The following is an 18,354-nucleotide window of genomic DNA, read 5'->3' on the forward strand; positions in this document are numbered from 1 at the left end:
AAAGCAATTGGTTTTTAGGATTTTGGTGGTCCGGGCGGTGCAGTGCATTTGCTGGTTCGTGAAATTTCGAGCGGAGTTCGTGGAATTACACGTGATGTTCGGAGAATAACATGCCCTGTTCGGAGAATAACTCGGGTGGTTCGGAGAAAAATCACGTTGGTTCATAGAATAGTGTAATTTGACCTATCCCCATCCGTAGAAAATTCCCCGCAGCCATCACAAGCTGCGGGGAACAATAAAAATTATGATGGATTCAGCACCCGGTCAAGAAACTGCTTCGTTCTCGCTTCTTTTGGTGCTTTCAGTATTTCTTTTGGCGGCCCTTGTTCTACTACGACACCGCCGTCGATAAACATGACATGATCGGCAACTTCTTCAGCAAACTTCAGCTCATGTGTCACAACGACCATGGTCTGTCCTTCTTTGGCGAGTTCTCTCATAACGCTTAGCACTTCGCCCACCAGTTCAGGGTCAAGTGCTGAAGTCGGCTCATCAAATAACATCAGCTCCGGCTGAATCGCCAGGGCGCGTGCTATGCCTACACGCTGCTGTTGTCCGCCGGAGAGTTGATGCGGATGAAGGTGCATCTTCTCCCCGAGACCCACTTTTTCCAGCAGAAAGACTGCTTTTTCACGCACTTCTTCTTTTTTCAGACCCTGTACAATCACAGGACCTTCCATGACGTTTTCAAGTGCTGTTTTATGTGGAAAAAGGTTGTATGACTGAAAGACCATACCGGATTTTCGGCGAAGCTTCAGGATTTCATTCTTTTTTGGCTGTTTGGAAAAATCCAGCTTGAAACCATCAGAGAATTGATACAGCCCCTGATTTGGCATTTCAAGTGCATTTAAACACCGTAAAAAAGTTGTTTTGCCGGAACCGGATGGACCGATAATTGCGACGACACTTCCTTTTGGCACGTCTAGATCAATGCCCCGAAGCACGTCAAGATCGCCAAAAGATTTATGAAGATTTTTCACCTGAATCTGCATCTGATCAACTCCTTATTTTGCGACATAGCGATCCAGCTTTTTCTCAATCCTGCCCTGAACAAGTGACAGGACAAAGCAGACAATCCAGTACAGAATTGCAGCTGTAATATATAACTGAAGAAAATCGTAAGTCCTTGCGGCAATTTCCTGCGACTTTCTGAACAGTTCTATCACTAATATTTGAGAAGCAAGTGATGTATCCTTTACCAGGCTGATAAAGGAATTTGATAACGGCGGAATAGACACCCTTGTTGCCTGCGGTATGATAATGCGGCGCAGCGTTTGAGGATAAGTCATCCCAATCGTATACCCCGCCTCCCATTGTCCTTTTGGAACTGAAAGAATAGATGCACGCAGGATTTCAGAAGCGTACGCACCTACATTCAACGAAAATGCAATGACTGCACTCGGAAACGGTTCGAGCGTAATTCCCAGATCCGGAAGACCATAAAATACGATAAACAACTGAACAAGCAGCGGCGTTCCCCGGATTGCTGATACATATACTCTTGCAATGCCTGAAAGGATTTTATTACCCGAGAGGCGTGCAAGTGCTGTCAAAAGCGCAAGGATCAAGCCAAATGTAAAAGCAAAAAGAGTAAGCGGAATCGTATTTTTGATTCCGCCTCCCACCATCGGTCCAATTGAAGACCAAAACAGCTCCCAGTCAACTAATGGATCCGCTGCTCCTAGTATAAAATTACTGAGAAACATCTTCGCCAAACCATTTCTCTGAGATTTCAGTCAGTGTACCGTCTTCCTGCATCTCTTCTAAATGCTTATTAAATTCTTCAACCAGTTCTTCATTTCCCTGACGGAACATGAATGCACTTTCTGAAACGTCACTTTCTTCGGCAGCAATTTTAATTCCTGCATTTGGCTGCTGCTGTTCGAAGTCCAGAATGGCAAGCTTATCATTGACCGTTACTTCTGCACGGCCTGTTTTAATCAGTTCAATTGCCTGTGCAAGTCCTTCAACCTGTACAAGCTCAGCACCATATTCAGTTGCGATATCAGCGTAGTTACTTGTTAACGACTGTGCTGACTGCTTTCCTTCGATATCTTCAAATGAAGATACATCACTGTTTTCTTCAGGCACTACGACTACTGCAGATGAAAGTGTATATGGATGTGAGAAATCATACGTTTCAAGACGCTCATCATTAATCCCAACCTGATTCGCAATCACATCAAAACGCTCTGAGTTTAGTCCTTCAAACATGGAGTCCCATTGTGTTTCGTTATACTCCACTTCCACACCCATACGTTCTGCTACTTCGTTCATTACTTCTACGTCATAACCTGTGAGGGCATCAGAGTCATCATGGAATGTAAATGGTGCATACGTTCCTTCCGTTCCAACTGCGATGACGCCTTCTTCCTGAATTGATTCAAGAAGATTCTGGTCCTCACTTGACGTATTATTGCTTTCTTCTTCAGATGAACCGCAACCTGCAAGTACCCCTGTTAATAGTATTGATGCTGCTAAAGTTTTCTTCATATTAAAACCACCTATTCTTATCGGATTTATGTCATAAGCATGATTGTACGTTGATTCGGGTAAATTGTAAATACCGAAATTTTTTGAGCTCCGGGGTTGCATTTATTTTCAGGAGATGTTTTAATACAAATATACCCCACAGGGTATTAACAAAATCTCTGTGAAACGAACTAGGAGGAGTTAAACAATGTTATTCCGTTCTTATTTTGACGATAAACTTGCACAATATTCATATTTAGTTGGATGTCAGCGTACTGGAGAGGCCATTCTTGTAGATCCCCCACGCGACGTTGAGCCAATTCTGGCAGATGCAAAAAAAGAAGGGTTGAATGTATCGGCTGCGACTGAAACTCATATCCACGCTGACTTTGTATCAGGTGCCCGCCAGCTTGCTGAGAAGCATGGTGTAAAACTATACCTTTCAGATGAAGGCGATAATGACTGGAAATATCAATACACTGACAACTTAAATGTTCAGCCGCTTACAGATGGTGACGAATTTAAGATTGGAAATATCAAATTTGAAGTCATGCACACACCAGGTCATACCCCTGAGAGTATCTCATTCGTCTTAACTGACCTTGGCGGCGGTGCTGATAAGCCAATGGGTATCTTTACAGGAGACTTTGTCTTTGTTGGTGATATCGGACGCCCTGACTTACTTGAAAAAGCTGCAGGTGCTGCAGGTACTGCTGAAACCGGTGCAAAATCAATGTTCAAATCACTTCAGCGTTTCAAAGATCTGCCTGATCACATGATGGTATGGCCGGGTCACGGTGCAGGAAGTGCATGTGGCAAATCACTTGGTGCTGTCCCTCAATCTACTGTAGGGTATGAAAAGCAATTTAACTGGGCTTTAAATGAAAACGATGAACAGAAATTTATTGATGAGCTATTGAAAGATCAGCCGGAAGCACCTAAATATTTTGCTCAAATGAAAAAAGTAAATAAGCTTGGACCTGCAATCGTTGAAGATCCAACTGTTGAGTGGTTCGTAAACGCTGAAGACGTAGTTGAATTCAGCAAACAGGATGGCAACATTCTGATTGATACACGCCAGTCTAAAGAAGCTGAAAAAGGACTTGTTCCCGGTTCAATCAACATTCCATTCGGAAAAATGCTGCCAAACTGGTCTGGCTGGTTAGTCGATTACGATGAAAAAATTGCGCTTGTTGTTGAAAAAGACCAGGCTGAAGAAGCAATGAAGATTCTGCGTTCTATCCATTTAGATAACGTTGTAAAGCTGGCTGAACCTTCACTGATCGAGTCTGTTGCAACTGAAACGTATCAGTCTGTTGATACTGAAGAGTTTGCAAAGCAGAAGGATCAGACTGATTATCAGGTCATTGACGTGCGTAATGATTCTGAATGGAACAGCGGACGCATAGAAGGAACAGAGCACAAAATGCTTGGACACCTTCGCGACGCAGGTAAAGAGCTTGATAAAAACAAGCCGGTATTAATTCACTGTCAGTCAGGCGCACGCTCTGCAATCGCTGCAAGTGTGATGCTGTCACTTGGATTTGATGACGTGACACACCTGAACGGCGGATTCAACGCATGGTCTAATAACCGTCCTAAAGAAGTTGTAACCAACTAAGAAAGGGGCCAGCTTAATGGAATGGATTTTAATTGGTGCAGTCGTACTCTTCTTCGTCTGGCGCATGATGCCGGCGAAGGGTGTACGCACCATTTCCCCGGATGAACTAAAGAATATGAAAAAAACAAAGGATTCTCAGTGGATTGACGTCAGAACACCTGGAGAATTCAAATCACGTAATATGAGAGGGTTTGACAATATACCGCTTGGCAGTCTGCCGAATCAGACATCCATGCTGGACCCTGAGAAAGAAACAGTTGTGCTGTGCCAAAGTGGAATGCGCAGTGCACAGGCAGCAAAAATTTTAAAGAAAAAAGGATTTAAAAACGTTGCGAACGTTCGCGGCGGGATGAATCAACTATAATGAGGAGTGTTTACATTTTATGCATGCAGATCACAAATTAGATGCAAAGGGCTTAGCTTGTCCGATGCCAATCGTACGTACAAAGAAATCAATGGCGAACCTACAGGAAGGTGAAGTGCTTGAAATCACAACAACTGACCAGGGTTCCCTTGCAGATATGAAGGCATGGTGCAAATCTACAGGTAATGAATACTTGTCAGGAACTGAAGAAGGCAAGGTTCAGGTACACTATATTAAACGCGTGGAAAAAAAGCAGTACGTGCCAAAAACAGAACTGAAGTCTATTAGTAATGAAGAGCTTGAAGCAATTATTGCTGAACAGCCGGCAGTGATTCTTGATGTGCGTGAGCCTGAAGAGTATGCAGGCGGACACATTCCTGGCGCTCACTCTGTTCCCCTTGCACAGGTTGAAAACTACATTGCAGCACTGCCTGAAGAAGAAACAGTGTATGTACTATGTAAATCAGGTAAACGCAGTCAGGCTGCATGTGACAACATCAGATCAAACGGACGCGAGAACCTGATCCGTGTAACACCAGGTATGAGTGAATGGAATGGTCCAATCGCAACTTCACTTGCAGCAACTGCAGGTGCGAGATAAATCATGGTTGATGAAACCCGAAAAGCAGATCATGCTTTTCGGGTTTTTGTGCTTTTTGGTGCGGGTGGTTGACGAGAGTAACAGAGGTTCGTAGGATTGTTGCTGATGTTCGGAGAATACAGTGAATGGTTCAAAGAATAACAGGTCCTGTTCTGAGAATAAACCGGGGGGTTCAGAGAATCATCGCGGTGGTTCGTGGAATCATGTAATTTGAACTATTCCATATTCAATAAAAAACCGGAAAGCGTCATCTACTCTCCGGTACCTACAGATAAAGATGGGAACAACATCTCAACAGACCCTTTATAGGATAAAATTGTTCCAAACAAAGGCTGGTAAATATGAATATGAACGTCAATCAGCTCAGTTTTATCATTATATTCTTCAAGTACAGTCGCCCTGACACCGAGCAGCCTTGGAATCTTTATATATTTCTTTCCAATATGAAACGTCATGTCACGTGAAGTGAGTAGCATGCCACCTGTCTGAGTGGCTTTTAACATAAGCGGCAGCCGTGCAATGCCCCATTGATCAGTGAAGTTATCCACTGAATTCGGGCGCTCCCCTTCTTTCATCTTATCGTAGAAACAGCGGACCGTTTCAGGAAAAGTAAAACTCCTTCTCCATGACATCGTTTCCCGTCCATGTCTGTCTCTGTATGCAGCGTTCTCCATATAAAAAGGAATCTCTTCTCCTCTTTCAGGAAAAGCAAAGTTCATTTTCACACCTAAATGAGATACTTTCCGCACCAGCCTGGAACCGCCCTTAATTTCATGCATGGTTCCTTTCGTAATGACTTTATAGTCAGATGTACTGTTCAACGCATACTTTTTTTGCAGAGATGGGTGTAATCTTGAAAACTCCTCGTCCATTGCTTTTTGAAACATTGACTTCATCCGGACACGCCTCCTTTGGACTTACTTAACACATTTATTATATCACGGAACTCAGCGCGTTCATTGAATGGGTCTGCAAAAGCGCCACTCATCAGAAAAGATGAATGGCGCCAATTGAAAAGATTATTTATGAATCTGTTTTTGATATTGGGAGATCTTTTTCCACTTTTTCTTCTCCAAAATCTGTTCGCGCTTATTTGACTTTCTATCAAGATAAGCAAGTTCCTTCTGCAGCTTCACATAACTGTCGTAGCGATCCTGTTCCAGCTCCCCGTCTTCAATTGCCTGCTGAATTGCACAGCCCGGCTCTGTTTCGTGGCTGCAGTCTCTGAACTGACATGATCCAGCCAGTGCCTCAATATCCTGAAAGCCCTGTGACAAGCCGCTGTCTGATTCCCACAGCTGCAGCTCTCTCATTCCCGGCGTATCGATGATGACACCTTTTTCAGGCAGCATGATCAGCTCCCTGTGTGTAGTTGTATGCTTTCCTTTACTGTCATCTTCACGAATATCATTGACCAGCATCTTTTCTTCGCCAATCAGTGCATTGATGATAGACGACTTCCCGACACCTGATGAGCCCATGACAGCGACTGTCATGCCCTCATCAATGTAAGTTTTTAATGTTTCTAGACCAGTACCTTCATAAGCGCTTGTCACTAGTACCGGAACGCCCATCGCTGCAGCACTTGCTTCCCCTGCTTTTTTATCACTATTTTCGCAAAGATCCGCTTTTGAAAGAACAATTACAGGATTTGCCCCGCTCTCCCACGCTGCAATTAAATATCTTTCCATCCTCCTCAGATTAAAATCATGATTTAAAGACATCACGAGAAAAGCTGTATCGATATTTGCAGCAACGATTTGTTCATTTGTCAGTTCCCCGGCTGCTTTTCTTGAAAATTTCGATTTCCTTTCAAGCACTTCATGAATCATTGCATGCCCTTCACCATCAGGAAGCGAGACCATCACCCAGTCCCCGACTGCAGGATAATCTTCCCTTACCTGCGACTGGTGACGGAATTTCCCGGTTACTTCAGCTAAATATATTGTGGAATCTGTTTGTATTTTATAAAGGTTTTTGTACTCAGTGATGATTCTTGCAGGTGTGTATGCTGATGATCCTGCTTTCTTTTGCCAGTCTTCGTTCCATCCTAATTTCGTTAATGTAGTCAATATTGTTTCCTCCTGTTTTTCAAATAAAAAAGTCCGCTGATTTGTGAGTGTACACAAACCCGCGGACTTCTGATATTTAACCAGAAAGATCCTATTCCTTAATTGGAAGCCTCTAAGTGGGCAAACGGGTTGTGTACAATTGAGACAATGATTTTTTGGCTTCTCATCATACATCACTCCCTTTCCAAATACTTCTTGTTCATTATAATTGAAAGCGCTATGATTGACTAGCGGTTTTTTTGAAAACAATTCTTGCTATATTAAGTTGGCTGTTGATTTACACTTCAGGGGGACGCTTTCCGCGGACGAACGCTCAAGCCTCCTCGGGCAGAAAACCATTGCCCTGCGGGGTCTTTCCCGATCGTTTTTCCGCAGGAGTCGCCCCCTTACGCTTCAATCACCAGCTGTGCAGAAACAAATGATAGTACTTTTACGCATCAACTATTTTTGATATGGAGGTTCTAAAAATGAAAAGAATTTTGATCATTGGTTCAGGCGGAGCTGGCAAATCAACCCTTTCAAAACAGCTTGGCGAGAAACTTTCAATCCCTGTCTACCACCTTGATACAATTTTCTGGAAACCCGGCTGGACTCCCACAGACAGAGATATATTCCGGGCGGAGATAGAGCATCTGATGGCAGCGGATGAATGGATTATGGATGGCAACTTTGGCGGTACATTAGATAGTAGATTGCAAAGATGTGACACTGTTATATTTCTTCACTACTCAAGATGGACCTGTTTGCTGCGGGCAGTTAAACGCAGGCTGATGTATCACGGAAAAAGCCGTCCGGACATGACGGAAGGCTGTAAAGAAAAAATAGATCTGGACTTCTTAAAATGGATTTACTTTTATAATGACCGGCAAGCGCCTCAAGTGATTGAAAAGCTAAGCCGTTCTTCTATAGAGCGGATCGTTCATTTAAAATCACCATCTGCAACTTCAAAGTGGTTCAACAATCTCCCCTCTTCATATAGCAAATAGCTGTCACTCCACCCCTTTCGTACTAAAACTTAGTATGTTAACTTACGTATAATCCGTTTAGTCATTTTACATATAGGGAATTAAGCACTAAGACGGATCAAATAACTAGGGATTTGGAAAGGAGACATTATGAAAGAAGAGAAAAAACCGCTCGGCAGGGTATTTTACATATCTGCTGCAATCATTGCTACGCTTGTGCTGATTGGAGCATTCTTACCCAACCAGTTCGCCTCGGGTGCGAATGCTGCGTTCGGATTCACAACCCAATCATTTGGATGGCTTTATCTGCTAGCCGTATTCTTCTTTGTATTATTTTTAATATTTATCGCTTTAAGCAGATATGGACGTGTAAGACTTGGTGGGGATGAAGAACGCCCCGAATATCCGGTTTTCACCTGGATCGGGATGTTATTCTCAGCAGGATTCGGTGTAAGTCTTGTATTTTGGGGTATCGCAGAACCGATGAGCCATTTCTACGCATCTCCTGAAGCCGGAACTGAGCCACTAACTCAGGAAGGTGCAAGACTTGCCATGGCCTATTCTTTCTTCCACTGGGGTGTCAGTCAGTGGTCAGTGTTTGCCATTGTCGGCTTGATTATTGCTTACTTCCAGTTCCGCAGAAAAACAAATGGCTTAATTTCCACGAGTCTGTCACCAATTATTAAAGAAGGAAAAATGAAGCAGCCTCTTAATCAGACAATTGATATCCTGGCAGTGATCGCAACAGTGATGGGTGTTGCAACATCACTTGGACTCGGAATACTGCAGATCAATGGTGGTCTGAACAGTGTACTTAATATTCCAAATAACGCCTTTGTACAGGTCATGATCACATTGGTGCTTACTGCGTTGTTTCTCATATCAACGACAACCGGAATTGATAAAGGGATCAAATGGCTGAGTAATATCAACCTTGGCGCAGCACTAGTACTAATGATATTCGTATTCTTTGTTGGACCAACAGTCTTTATTTTGGAAACATTCGTACTTGGACTTGGAGATTACATTACAAACTTTGTCCGATACAGTCTGCGTCTTCAGCCATACGTAGAAGGCACATGGGTTCGCGACTGGACGATTTTCTATTGGGCATGGGCGATTGCCTGGTCACCATTTGTCGGTGCATTTATTGCACGTGTATCCAGAGGACGTACAATCCGTGAATTCGTTGTGGGTGTACTGGTTGTTCCCCCGGTGATTGCAATTTTGTGGATTGCCGTTTTCGGCGGTACTGCACTACACCTTGATTTATTCCAGGGGACTTCTATTGCCGAAGCTGTTAATAACGATGTAACGAGTGCGTTGTTCGCAACATTTGATCAATTACCGTTATCAACTGTATTATCAGTGCTTTCGATTCTGCTGATTCTGACATTCCTGATCACTTCAGCAGACTCAGCCACTTACATTATCAGCAGTATGACAACAAGCGGCGGATTAAACCCACCGTTAGTCATCCGCATCGTATGGGGTGTGCTGCTCGGTTCTATCGCTGCTGTACTGCTTGTTGCGAGTGGCCTGGAAGGTCTGCAGACAGCTTCACTCGTCTCAGCTCTGCCATTTACGATCATTTTGATCTTTATGGTGTTTACATTATTTAACTTGCTCAGAAAAGAGTTTCCGCGACCAAAACTGAAGACAGCAAAACAAATGAAAGCCGAAAAAAAAGAACGTGAAGGTAAATAGTGATCAAACTGCCAGGGAATAGTCCCTGGCAGTTTTTTTGTCAGTCTCTTGTCAGTCATCCTCACTTTCTTCCAGCTCAGCAATGATCGCGCTTTGTTGAATATCAATCTCGCGCTCTATGGAAGAAGGTACATCCCCATTCGGCATTCGCCACCTGACATGCCATGGAAATAACTTTTTCATGCTGTCAGTATACAGTTCTCCTTCTGCCGGCAGTTCATGACCGATTACTTTTCCATTCTCCATGAATAGTTTCACAGCGAGAGATCCAGACGTGCCGTGATCATTTTTCTCTACCAGAAACTCTTCAAAAGAGTACCAGATATACAACTCTTCATCATTTCCTCCGAACACTTTAAAAGCGTCAGTTACAACTCCCTGCCGATTAACCTCTGCCACTTCTTTTTCTAAATATGAAGATGCGTCTTCATGATCAAATGAAGGGATTGAAATCATTGCATTCACGGTAATCAGTGCAGCTGCTGAAAGAGAGATAATCGCTAGTCCGATTTTTGCAGATTTCTTTAATTTCATACGTATACATCCTCCAGCCCTGTTTACCATTACATTCTCTAGAAAGATGGAAATTCCTGTTTTTTAAAGCGCTTTTTAAACATATTTTTCATTCATGTATATACTTCTCCAAGCATATAAAAAAGCTGTTCGTAACATCATCCTTCACTGACGTTACAAACAGCTCACTATTACATGTTACATCAAGACATTTGTTTTTGTGTTTCATGTTCCTTAATCAGATCTGCTGTCAGCTGACCTGAGAGCGTCACCATTGGCACTCCGCCGCCGGGATGAGTTGAGCCACCTACGAAATAAAGGTTTTCATACAGCTCACTTTTTGCAGGTATCTTAAATCCACTGTTCTTTTTCTTATCAGAAGCTACTCCATAAATTGAGCCCCCGTTAGGTCCATACAACTCTTCAAGATCTTCAGGCGTGAAGCGATATTCGAATTCAATCGAATCTCTCAGCCCTTTCATGCCATTTCGCTCGAGTTTGTCTAACACGAGCTCACGATACTCAGCCCAGTCGTACTTACCCTGCTCTCCTTCTTTTAAAGGAGGCACATGAGTCAGTACAAACAGGTTGTCCTTTCCTTTAGGAGCCTGTGTTTCATCAGATCGGGCAGAGATTCCGATGTATACGGTCGGGTCATCAGATGGAATGCCTTTATCAAAAATATCACTGAATTCTTTCTCCGGATTTTCCGAGAAGAAGAAGTTGTGATGCTTCAGATCATCGAACTGTCTGTCTACACCAAGCAATAATACGAGTCCTGACACACTCGGCATGAACTTTTTATTTAATTTCTTCGCTTCTTTTTGACCTTCTTTATGCGGGACAAGGTTACGGTATACAGGAATAGCTTCCAGGTTTGATACGACAATATCTGCTTCATGCAGCGTACCATCTGCAGTACGAACTCCTTTCACTTCCTTGCCCTCGATTACCAGGTGGTCTACAGGTGAGTTTAACTGAATATCCACACGCAGTTCACCAAGCAGTTTTTTCATTCCCTCAGCGATGTTATACATGCCGCCTTTTACATAATGGATGCCAAGTCCAAGCTGCACATAGATCAGCTGATTTAAAATGGCTGGTGCCTGATAAGGGTTTGAGCCCACATACATGACAAAGAAATTAAACATTTGCTCAAGGTATTTGTTATTGAGACGCTTTTTTGTACCGTCTGCTACTGTACTCAATGGGTCCATTGCCATAAGCTCTTTTAAAGTATGATGCTGTTTCAAATCCTTCAGATCAGCAAGGCTGTATTTATAAAAACTCTTCATACATAGCTCGTACATATTCTCAGCATAGTGGATGAGCTCAGTCAGTTTTGCAGATGAGTCGCCGGATACTTTTTTCATTTCTTCAAGCATGTCAGGCAGATCGCTTGTGACATCAATTTTTGTCCCATCTTCAAAGAAAGTACGCCATTGAGGCTCCACTCTTTGAATTGTTATGTAATCTTCAACTCTTCTATGGACACTTGTGAACAGTTGTTCTAGTACCCAGGGCATCGTTAAAATTGAAGGACCCGTATCAAAGCTGAAACCTTTTCCTTCACGTTTATTTAATTTGCCGCCTACATTACTGTTTTTTTCAATGATTTTCACATCATATCCGTCACCTGAAAGGCGAATTGCTGCTGACATTCCTGCCAGTCCTGCTCCAACTACGATTGCTTTCTTTTTCATACTTCCACTCCCTTATAATCAGTATATAAATGGAATCAGCCTGAACCTGTGCTTCATCCATTGTTCATATTCCGGTCCGAATTTTGATATGAGCAACTTCTCTTCATAACGAATCCGGATTAATAAAGTGAATACCAAAACAATGATACCCAGGATTGTTGCAATGACACTTGTGAAAAAAAGCGTCATTCCTGTTCCAATAAAAAAAAGACCTGTATACAGCGGGTGCCTCAGTTTACGATAGGGACCTGTACTGACAATCTGATCTCCTTCTCTGATCGTAACATGACGGGTGAATTGGGCCTTTAAGTGCAAAATGCCCCAATATCTTAAAAACACACCCAGCGCAAAAAAAGTCAGTCCAATCCATATCAGCACTTCGCCGATACCAGTACCTCTCAACTCCTGAAGAAACAGCGCAAGCAGGATCATCCCCATCAGACTCGCCAGAATATAATAAAAAGATCTTTGTTCCAAAGGGTCTCCCTCACCGGTACCCCGATTGCGGAAGAATACAAACTCCCCAACCCACGCAATACTGACGACAATAAAAATCCATTCAGCTACAGACATTGGACTCTCCTTCCGCTCACTCTTTAAATATATAGAATTTTCAGATTTAAAACAATGAATAAGATGCTCATATATTACTGTTATTGCCTATTTTAAGCATGAAAAAACCTTCTAATGTGCGTAAAGAAGGTTTTTTCAATTGTATTGAGTTTTATCAGAATAATTGTTGATTTCTCAGGCTGGCCTTTATGCCCTTTAATAAATGAGCTGAAAAAACAGTGTTCCTGAAAACGAAAGGATCCTCAACACAGGGCAGCGTAAAACGAATGTTCTTCGCCACCGCTCTGGGTTGAGGACCCTTTCATATATTCACTGAAACGCCTTCATTATTTTAGGCTGATTGATCCAGATCTTCATCCACAACAATCGGACGCAGTCCTGAATCGCTTGCCGCAAGACGCGCACGTACTGTATAGAAAAACGCCACAATTGATCCGGCTGTGATCACAGCCGCTCCGACATATGCAACACTAATCGGCAGTTGGAATCCGATTTCTGCATTGAGAATATAAGTGAACGTTGCCATTGTGATAAATGCCGCAGGGACCGCTGCAATCCAGAAATTTTTACGCTGGAGTGCCAGATACATTGCACCTACCCATAAAGCAATCATCGCGGTTGACTGGTTTGCCCAGGAGAAATATCTCCACAACAGATTGAAATCAACCTGTGTCAGTACGGTTGAAATCACAAATAGCGGTACTGCAATCCATAGACGGTTGGACATCTTCTTCTGACCCACTTTAATATAATCCGCAATAATCATACGCGCACTTCTGAATGCAGTATCGCCTGATGTAATTGGAAGGATGATAACCCCGATAATGGCTAGTGTTCCGCCAATTGCACCAAGTGTTGTAATTGAAACTTCTCTTACAACTGCAGCTGGTCCGCCCGCAGCCAGAATTTCATTCAGGTTTGCTCCGTTAAACAGCGCCATGCCGGCAGCTGCCCAGATCATTGCGATAATACCCTCTAAAATCATCATGCCGTAGAAGATTTTTCTTCCCTGACCCTCTTTTTGTGTTGTTCTTGAAATGATTGGTGACTGTGTTGCATGGAAGCCTGACAGTGCCCCGCATGAAATTGTCAAAAATAACAATGGAAATACTGCCAGTCCGGCCGGATGCATGTTCTCAAAAGTCATTTCAGGAATCGGATGCCCTTGAACGACCAGTGCACCACCAATTCCAATCGCACTGATCAAAAGCAGCGCGCCAAAGATCGGATACAAGCGTCCGATGATTTTATCAACCGGAAGCAGTGTTGCGACAACATAATACAGGAAGATGCAGACGATAATTGCGCCCATTGTAATCCAGGCTGGTGAAATGTCTGCAATTAATGCTGCCGGTGCCGTCACAAATACAGTTCCGACAAGCACCAGTAAAAGGATTGAAAATGCATTTACTACATGTCTGAAAGCTTTTCCTAAAAATTTACCCGCAAGTTCAGGCAGGTGAGCACCTTTGTTTCTGATCGAGATCATCCCTGTTAAATAATCATGAACCGCTCCGGCGAAAATACAGCCGAATACAATCCATAAAAATGCAACAGGTCCGTAAAGCGCCCCCATGATCGGTCCAAAGATTGGCCCAACTCCTGCAATATTCAGTAATTGAATCATTGAATTTCTCTTTGTATCCATCGGCACGTAATCCACACCATCAGCATTTGCATATGCTGGTGTCATCCGTTCTTCTTTCACCCCGAATACTTTTTCTACAAACTTTCCGTACGTAAAATACCCAACAATTAAAATGGCAATTGCGACGAGAAATGTAACCATTTATGTTTCCCCCTCATCTTTTTTGTATCCGCTTACATTTTATCGCCTCCGTTCATTTTTTGGACAAGAATCGGTTAACGTGACATTTATTCAGGTTGAAAAGTAAAAATAAACGCCTGAACTGTATGAAGAGAATCTTCACAGTTCAAGCGTTTCCCGTAACTCTTTTACATAATTTCTACTGACTGGAATCAGTTTTTGGCTATTTCTTACTTTCAATTCAAATACATTGGTACTCCATGATACGAGCTCTTCGACTTTTTTGATATTCACAAGATAGCCTTTATGAACCCTGAAAAATGAGTAATGTTTCAGTTTCTGCTCTAGTTCTTTGAGCGACAATTTAGTCGGATACGTTCCTTTTTCACTGACTAAAAACGTATCCCGCCCTTCTCTGTAAACGTATAAAAGTTCATCCGGCTCCAGATAAATAATCCGGTCTTCGCTCTGAACAGCCAGTCTTCCTGTAGACGGTGGTTTTACTTCAGCCGGCTTCAACCTTATCTTCAGACGATTGACAGCCTGCACCAGCTGCTTTTCGTCAAATGGTTTTAACAGATAATCCACCGCTTCAACACGAAAAGCTTTTACGGCATAATCCTGATAGGCTGTTGCAAATATAATCGCCGGCGGTTTTTTCATATTCTGAAGCGTTTCTGCAAGCTCGACGCCATTCATACCGGTCATTTCAATATCCAGAAACAATACGTCCGGCTCTTTTGTCAGAATGATCTCCATTGCTTTTTCAGCAGACGGCGCCTCCCCGATCACTTGAATATCAGGGTGCTCTGATAAAAGGTGAAGTAGTTCCTGTCTGCTAAGCGGCTCATCATCAATAATCACTGCACGTATTTCCATTGTTACATCACCTCTTCCAGACGCTTCGCATTCGGGCATGGGACTGAAAAGCTTATTACTGTGCCTTTCCCTTTCTCTGATTGAATCGACAGCCTGGATTTTTCATCTATCATTTTAACCAGGCGTTCATTCAGATTATACAGGCCGATCCCTGTTCCTTTTTCTGATGCAACCGGACTTTCAAGGAGAGAAGTAATTCTGGCTGATTCAATTCCTTCACCGTTATCTTCAACCTCTATTTTAATACGGTTTTCTTCTTTATTTGCTCTGACAGTTAATTTACCGTCTTCACTTTTCCCCTTCAACCCGTGCTTAACAGCATTTTCAACGAGCGGCTGAAGTGTGAGTGGCGGCACTGCCGCTAACAGTGCTTCATCTTCAATATCATAATAGACATCAAGCCGGTCATAAAACCTCGCTTCTTCAATGGATAAATATGATTTCACATGCTCAACCTCTTCACTCAGCGTTGACACCTGGCGCGTTGTACCCGCCAAATTCTGCCTGAAAAATGCTGAAAGAGAAATTAACAGCTTTCTCGCATGGTCAGGGTTCGTTCTGATCAAAGAGACGATTGTATTGAGCGCATTGAATAAGAAATGCGGGCTGACCTGTGCCTGCAGCATTTTAATTTCTGATTCCCTGGCAAGTTCTTTGTGCTTTTCACCGTCTGCAATTTCAAGCTGGTGGCTGAGTAATGTCGATAAACCCCTAATCAGTTCAAGCATAATTGGCGAGATCATTCGCTCTGAAGAAAAATAGACCTTCAGTGTTCCGATTGTCTGATCTTTTCTTTTCAGCGGCGCAATGACAGCTGCCTGAAGCATACAATCCGGATTATCACACTGAATAGATTCTTTTCCAACGGTTACCCCCTGACCGGATTCAATCACATATTTCGTTGCTTCTGTCCGGATCTCTTCCCCTGTGCCATGGTGATCAAGCCCCTTGCCAATATGGGAAAGAATTTTATTCCGGTCCGTAATTGCAACAGCTAAAGATGGAATTTCCTCATACAGAATAGCGCACACTTCTCCAGCTGAAACAGGCGTTAACCCTTTTCGCATATGTGTCAGCGTCAGGTTCGCGATTCTAAGCGCCTTTTGAGACTGGACAGCTCCCATCCGCTCTTCCTCCTGAACGACACTGCGTATAATGAGTATAAATAATGCTGTTCCGATTCCATTTGCAATAATCATCGGCAGACCAATATCCTGTACAAGTGCCAGTGCCAGATCAAACGGACGCGCAATTCCAAGAATGATTAACATCTGCACTGCTTCTGCAGATGCCCCTACAATAAATGCAACCTGCGGAGTGACAATCCTGTTTTTCTTCTGTTTCTTAGAAATAATGCCGGCAATTGCACCTGCGACTATTGTTGCAAGACCACATGCAAAGCCTGTAAAACCACCCAGGAAAAAGCGGTGAGCACCTGCAATAAGACCTGCACCCACACCGATTCTCCAGCCGCCAAGCAGACCTGCTACGACAACACCAAGTACCCTTGAGTTTGCCAACGCTTCATCTTCATTTAATACTGTTGTCCACCTGTTCATTGAATCATCAATGGGGTTCACAACAATACCTGTATACGTTCCAATAATCCCAAAGCAGCCGAATACAATAACTAAAATCAGCCGCTGCCTGAAGTTAATTTGCAGCTGTGCGTCAAAGAGTCTTCTGAAAAAGGGCAGTCTCGTCAGCAGGAAAGCAACTGTTACGATAATTCCAAGTCTTTCAAGCATTGCGAGTACAAGCATAAGATCACCTTCTGAATTTTTGTTAACGCTATCATATCACCTTTTTAAATAAATGGAGAACCTGAATTCTTCATATGATAAGCTAAAGATTAAGAGGTGAAAAAATGAATTCGACACAATTTATTCACGGTCGTAAAGTATACGGTGCAGTAACTGATTCTGAGACAAGATGTGTCCATTACCACAGCGAACTAGATATTATCGCGATCAAGTTTTACTGCTGTGGTCGTTACTTCCCATGTGTCAGCTGTCACAATGAGCATGGTTGTGACAACAGACAGGTGTGGCCTTCAGAACGTTTTGATGAAAAAGCAATTTTGTGCGGAAAGTGCGGAATGGAACTCACCATAAGTGAATACTTAAAGTCAAATTCCCAATGTCCATCATGCCATTCGCACTTCAATCCGGGGTGCAGTCTGCACAAACACTATTACTTTGAAGCATAACCATTACTCTTTATAGTTGATTAAAAGCTTCATAGTGTGTTTAGATGATAGAAGAAAAAGTTTGTAAAGGAGTTGCCCCTTTGCTTCATTATCGTTCATATTTTAAACAGCAGTCCCTTCCCTGGGTGACGTTCATTCACGGTGCGGGAGGCAGTTCAAGCATCTGGTTCAAACAAATTAAAGAATATAGAAAACATTTTAATGTGATGGTAATCGACCTGCGTGGTCATGGTCAGTCTGAACGCGGCCGCTGGAGAAAAGGCGATACATTCAAAGATATTGCAAAAGAAATTGTTGATGTACTTGATGAAGAAGGAATCCGACAGTCGCACTTTATCGGAATCTCACTCGGAACAATCGTTGTGCAGACGATTACAAGCGAGTACACTCAGTACGTAAGATCGCAAACACTATGCGGTGCAATCATTCAACTTGATATCCGTACGAAATTTCTATTGTGGGTAGGCCGCACAACGAAGCGCTTTATCCCATACATGCTTTTATATAAGCTGTTCGCATGGATTATTATGCCGAACCGCCGTCATGAAGAGTCCCGTCTTGCTTTTGTTAATTCAGCAAAGAAGATGTGCCAAAAAGAATTTATCAAGTGGTTTTCACTTACAAAAATGATTAATCCTTATTTGTCGAAACTTCAGCTCGATCATAAAGGCATTCCTACCTTCTTTGTTATGGGTCAGGAAGATTACCTTTTCAGAGCACCTGTTGAAGAGCTTGTCAAACGTGACCCATCCCTAAGTTACGTTACAATCCGTAAATCAGGACATGTTTGCAACATTGATCAGCCTCAGGAATTTAATGACCGCACAATTGAATATATATTACAGCAGGAAGAAATCCTTTCTGTGACCGGCTGATTCTTAGCCGGTTTTTTCTTTATCTGCATCTC

The 18,354-nt window shown here is 42.9% G+C and carries 18 protein-coding genes; 7 read left to right on the top strand and 11 right to left on the bottom strand.

The window, feature by feature from the left end:
• Positions 1–242: 242 nt before the first annotated feature.
• From E2626_RS05500 to E2626_RS05510, 3 genes are read right to left on the bottom strand one after another with little or no spacing between them, the layout of a single operon-like run.
• Positions 243–992: an amino acid ABC transporter ATP-binding protein gene (locus tag E2626_RS05500; protein WP_134380582.1), complete on the bottom strand. Its 750-nt coding sequence runs from the start codon at positions 990–992 to the stop codon at positions 243–245.
• Between the two features lie 12 nt (positions 993–1,004).
• The gene (locus tag E2626_RS05505; protein WP_134381120.1) at positions 1,005–1,706 is read right to left on the bottom strand and encodes an amino acid ABC transporter permease; all 702 of its coding nucleotides are present in this window, start codon (positions 1,704–1,706) and stop codon (positions 1,005–1,007) included.
• Complete coding sequence (locus tag E2626_RS05510; RefSeq protein WP_134380585.1) at positions 1,693–2,493, bottom strand: amino acid ABC transporter substrate-binding protein; 801 nt, start codon at positions 2,491–2,493, stop codon at positions 1,693–1,695. The genes E2626_RS05505 and E2626_RS05510 overlap by 14 nt, the downstream gene beginning before the upstream one ends.
• Before the next feature lie 187 nt (positions 2,494–2,680).
• Between E2626_RS05510 and E2626_RS05515 the strand changes: the two genes are divergently transcribed.
• The 3 genes from E2626_RS05515 to E2626_RS05525 are packed head-to-tail and all read left to right on the top strand — an operon-like array spanning position 2,681 to position 5,058.
• Positions 2,681–4,093: an MBL fold metallo-hydrolase gene (locus E2626_RS05515; RefSeq protein WP_134380588.1), complete on the top strand. Its 1,413-nt coding sequence runs from the start codon at positions 2,681–2,683 to the stop codon at positions 4,091–4,093.
• Between the two features lie 16 nt (positions 4,094–4,109).
• Positions 4,110–4,457: a rhodanese-like domain-containing protein gene (locus E2626_RS05520; RefSeq protein WP_134380591.1), complete on the top strand. Its 348-nt coding sequence runs from the start codon at positions 4,110–4,112 to the stop codon at positions 4,455–4,457.
• A gap of 19 nt (positions 4,458–4,476) precedes the next feature.
• A complete protein-coding gene (locus E2626_RS05525) occupies positions 4,477–5,058 on the top strand; it encodes a sulfurtransferase TusA family protein (RefSeq protein ID WP_134380594.1) in 582 nt (193 codons plus the stop codon).
• A gap of 251 nt (positions 5,059–5,309) precedes the next feature.
• On the opposite strand, the gene E2626_RS05530 is transcribed toward E2626_RS05525, so the two are convergent.
• Positions 5,310–5,954 (bottom strand): DUF4166 domain-containing protein, encoded by a 645-nt coding sequence (locus tag E2626_RS05530; RefSeq protein WP_134380597.1) that lies wholly within the window; start codon positions 5,952–5,954, stop codon positions 5,310–5,312.
• A 123-nt stretch (positions 5,955–6,077) separates the two neighbouring features.
• Entirely contained in the window at positions 6,078–7,130 is a 1,053-nt protein-coding gene (rsgA, locus tag E2626_RS05535) for a ribosome small subunit-dependent GTPase A (RefSeq protein ID WP_244094250.1), read from the bottom strand.
• Between the two features lie 467 nt (positions 7,131–7,597).
• Here rsgA and E2626_RS05540 point away from each other — a divergent pair, with 467 nt between their 5' ends.
• Positions 7,598–8,116: a DNA topology modulation protein gene (locus E2626_RS05540; protein ID WP_134380603.1), complete on the top strand. Its 519-nt coding sequence runs from the start codon at positions 7,598–7,600 to the stop codon at positions 8,114–8,116.
• Between the two features lie 129 nt (positions 8,117–8,245).
• Positions 8,246–9,802 (top strand): BCCT family transporter, encoded by a 1,557-nt coding sequence (locus E2626_RS05545; RefSeq protein ID WP_134380606.1) that lies wholly within the window; start codon positions 8,246–8,248, stop codon positions 9,800–9,802.
• A 51-nt stretch (positions 9,803–9,853) separates the two neighbouring features.
• On the opposite strand, the gene E2626_RS05550 is transcribed toward E2626_RS05545, so the two are convergent.
• From E2626_RS05550 to E2626_RS05575, 6 genes are all read right to left on the bottom strand, one after another.
• A complete protein-coding gene (locus tag E2626_RS05550; RefSeq protein ID WP_134380609.1) occupies positions 9,854–10,336 on the bottom strand; it encodes a hypothetical protein in 483 nt (160 codons plus the stop codon).
• A gap of 182 nt (positions 10,337–10,518) precedes the next feature.
• Positions 10,519–12,018, bottom strand: coding sequence for a phytoene desaturase family protein (locus E2626_RS05555; RefSeq protein ID WP_134380612.1), 1,500 nt, complete (start codon positions 12,016–12,018; stop codon positions 10,519–10,521).
• An 18-nt stretch (positions 12,019–12,036) separates the two neighbouring features.
• A complete protein-coding gene (locus E2626_RS05560) occupies positions 12,037–12,591 on the bottom strand; it encodes a methyltransferase family protein (protein ID WP_134380615.1) in 555 nt (184 codons plus the stop codon).
• A 331-nt stretch (positions 12,592–12,922) separates the two neighbouring features.
• Positions 12,923–14,380, bottom strand: a complete 1,458-nt coding sequence (locus E2626_RS05565) for a carbon starvation CstA family protein (RefSeq protein ID WP_134380619.1) — start codon at positions 14,378–14,380, stop codon at positions 12,923–12,925.
• 138 nt (positions 14,381–14,518) lie between these two features.
• Entirely contained in the window at positions 14,519–15,238 is a 720-nt protein-coding gene (locus tag E2626_RS05570; RefSeq protein ID WP_134380621.1) for a LytR/AlgR family response regulator transcription factor, read from the bottom strand.
• 2 nt (positions 15,239–15,240) lie between these two features.
• The gene (locus E2626_RS05575) at positions 15,241–17,001 is read right to left on the bottom strand and encodes a sensor histidine kinase (protein WP_134380623.1); all 1,761 of its coding nucleotides are present in this window, start codon (positions 16,999–17,001) and stop codon (positions 15,241–15,243) included.
• A 104-nt stretch (positions 17,002–17,105) separates the two neighbouring features.
• On the opposite strand from E2626_RS05575, the gene E2626_RS05580 reads away from it, so the two are divergent.
• Together E2626_RS05580 and E2626_RS05585 are read left to right on the top strand one after the other, a co-directional pair.
• Entirely contained in the window at positions 17,106–17,447 is a 342-nt protein-coding gene (locus E2626_RS05580) for a CHY zinc finger protein (protein ID WP_134380625.1), read from the top strand.
• Between the two features lie 80 nt (positions 17,448–17,527).
• Positions 17,528–18,322, top strand: coding sequence for an alpha/beta fold hydrolase (locus E2626_RS05585; RefSeq protein ID WP_134380628.1), 795 nt, complete (start codon positions 17,528–17,530; stop codon positions 18,320–18,322).
• Positions 18,323–18,354 lie beyond the last annotated feature (32 nt).

This window comes from Jeotgalibacillus salarius (genome assembly GCF_004405125.1).
Taxonomy (GTDB): Bacteria; Bacillota; Bacilli; order Bacillales; family Jeotgalibacillaceae; genus Jeotgalibacillus; species Jeotgalibacillus salarius.

Excerpts from the sequence above, each read along its gene's own strand:
- E2626_RS05500 (WP_134380582.1), bottom strand. The coding sequence starts at position 992 with ATGCAGATTCAGGTGAAAAATCTTCATAAATCTTTTGGCGATCTTGAC.
- E2626_RS05505 (WP_134381120.1), bottom strand. The coding sequence starts at position 1,706 with ATGTTTCTCAGTAATTTTATACTAGGAGCAGCGGATCCATTAGTTGAC.
- E2626_RS05510 (WP_134380585.1), bottom strand. The coding sequence starts at position 2,493 with ATGAAGAAAACTTTAGCAGCATCAATACTATTAACAGGGGTACTTGCA.
- E2626_RS05515 (WP_134380588.1), top strand. The coding sequence starts at position 2,681 with ATGTTATTCCGTTCTTATTTTGACGATAAACTTGCACAATATTCATAT.
- E2626_RS05520 (WP_134380591.1), top strand. The coding sequence starts at position 4,110 with ATGGAATGGATTTTAATTGGTGCAGTCGTACTCTTCTTCGTCTGGCGC.
- E2626_RS05525 (WP_134380594.1), top strand. The coding sequence starts at position 4,477 with ATGCATGCAGATCACAAATTAGATGCAAAGGGCTTAGCTTGTCCGATG.
- E2626_RS05530 (WP_134380597.1), bottom strand. The coding sequence starts at position 5,954 with ATGAAGTCAATGTTTCAAAAAGCAATGGACGAGGAGTTTTCAAGATTA.
- E2626_RS05540 (WP_134380603.1), top strand. The coding sequence starts at position 7,598 with ATGAAAAGAATTTTGATCATTGGTTCAGGCGGAGCTGGCAAATCAACC.
- E2626_RS05545 (WP_134380606.1), top strand. The coding sequence starts at position 8,246 with ATGAAAGAAGAGAAAAAACCGCTCGGCAGGGTATTTTACATATCTGCT.
- E2626_RS05550 (WP_134380609.1), bottom strand. The coding sequence starts at position 10,336 with ATGAAATTAAAGAAATCTGCAAAAATCGGACTAGCGATTATCTCTCTT.
- E2626_RS05555 (WP_134380612.1), bottom strand. The coding sequence starts at position 12,018 with ATGAAAAAGAAAGCAATCGTAGTTGGAGCAGGACTGGCAGGAATGTCA.
- E2626_RS05560 (WP_134380615.1), bottom strand. The coding sequence starts at position 12,591 with ATGTCTGTAGCTGAATGGATTTTTATTGTCGTCAGTATTGCGTGGGTT.
- E2626_RS05565 (WP_134380619.1), bottom strand. The coding sequence starts at position 14,380 with ATGGTTACATTTCTCGTCGCAATTGCCATTTTAATTGTTGGGTATTTT.
- E2626_RS05570 (WP_134380621.1), bottom strand. The coding sequence starts at position 15,238 with ATGGAAATACGTGCAGTGATTATTGATGATGAGCCGCTTAGCAGACAG.
- E2626_RS05575 (WP_134380623.1), bottom strand. The coding sequence starts at position 17,001 with ATGCTTGTACTCGCAATGCTTGAAAGACTTGGAATTATCGTAACAGTT.
- E2626_RS05580 (WP_134380625.1), top strand. The coding sequence starts at position 17,106 with ATGAATTCGACACAATTTATTCACGGTCGTAAAGTATACGGTGCAGTA.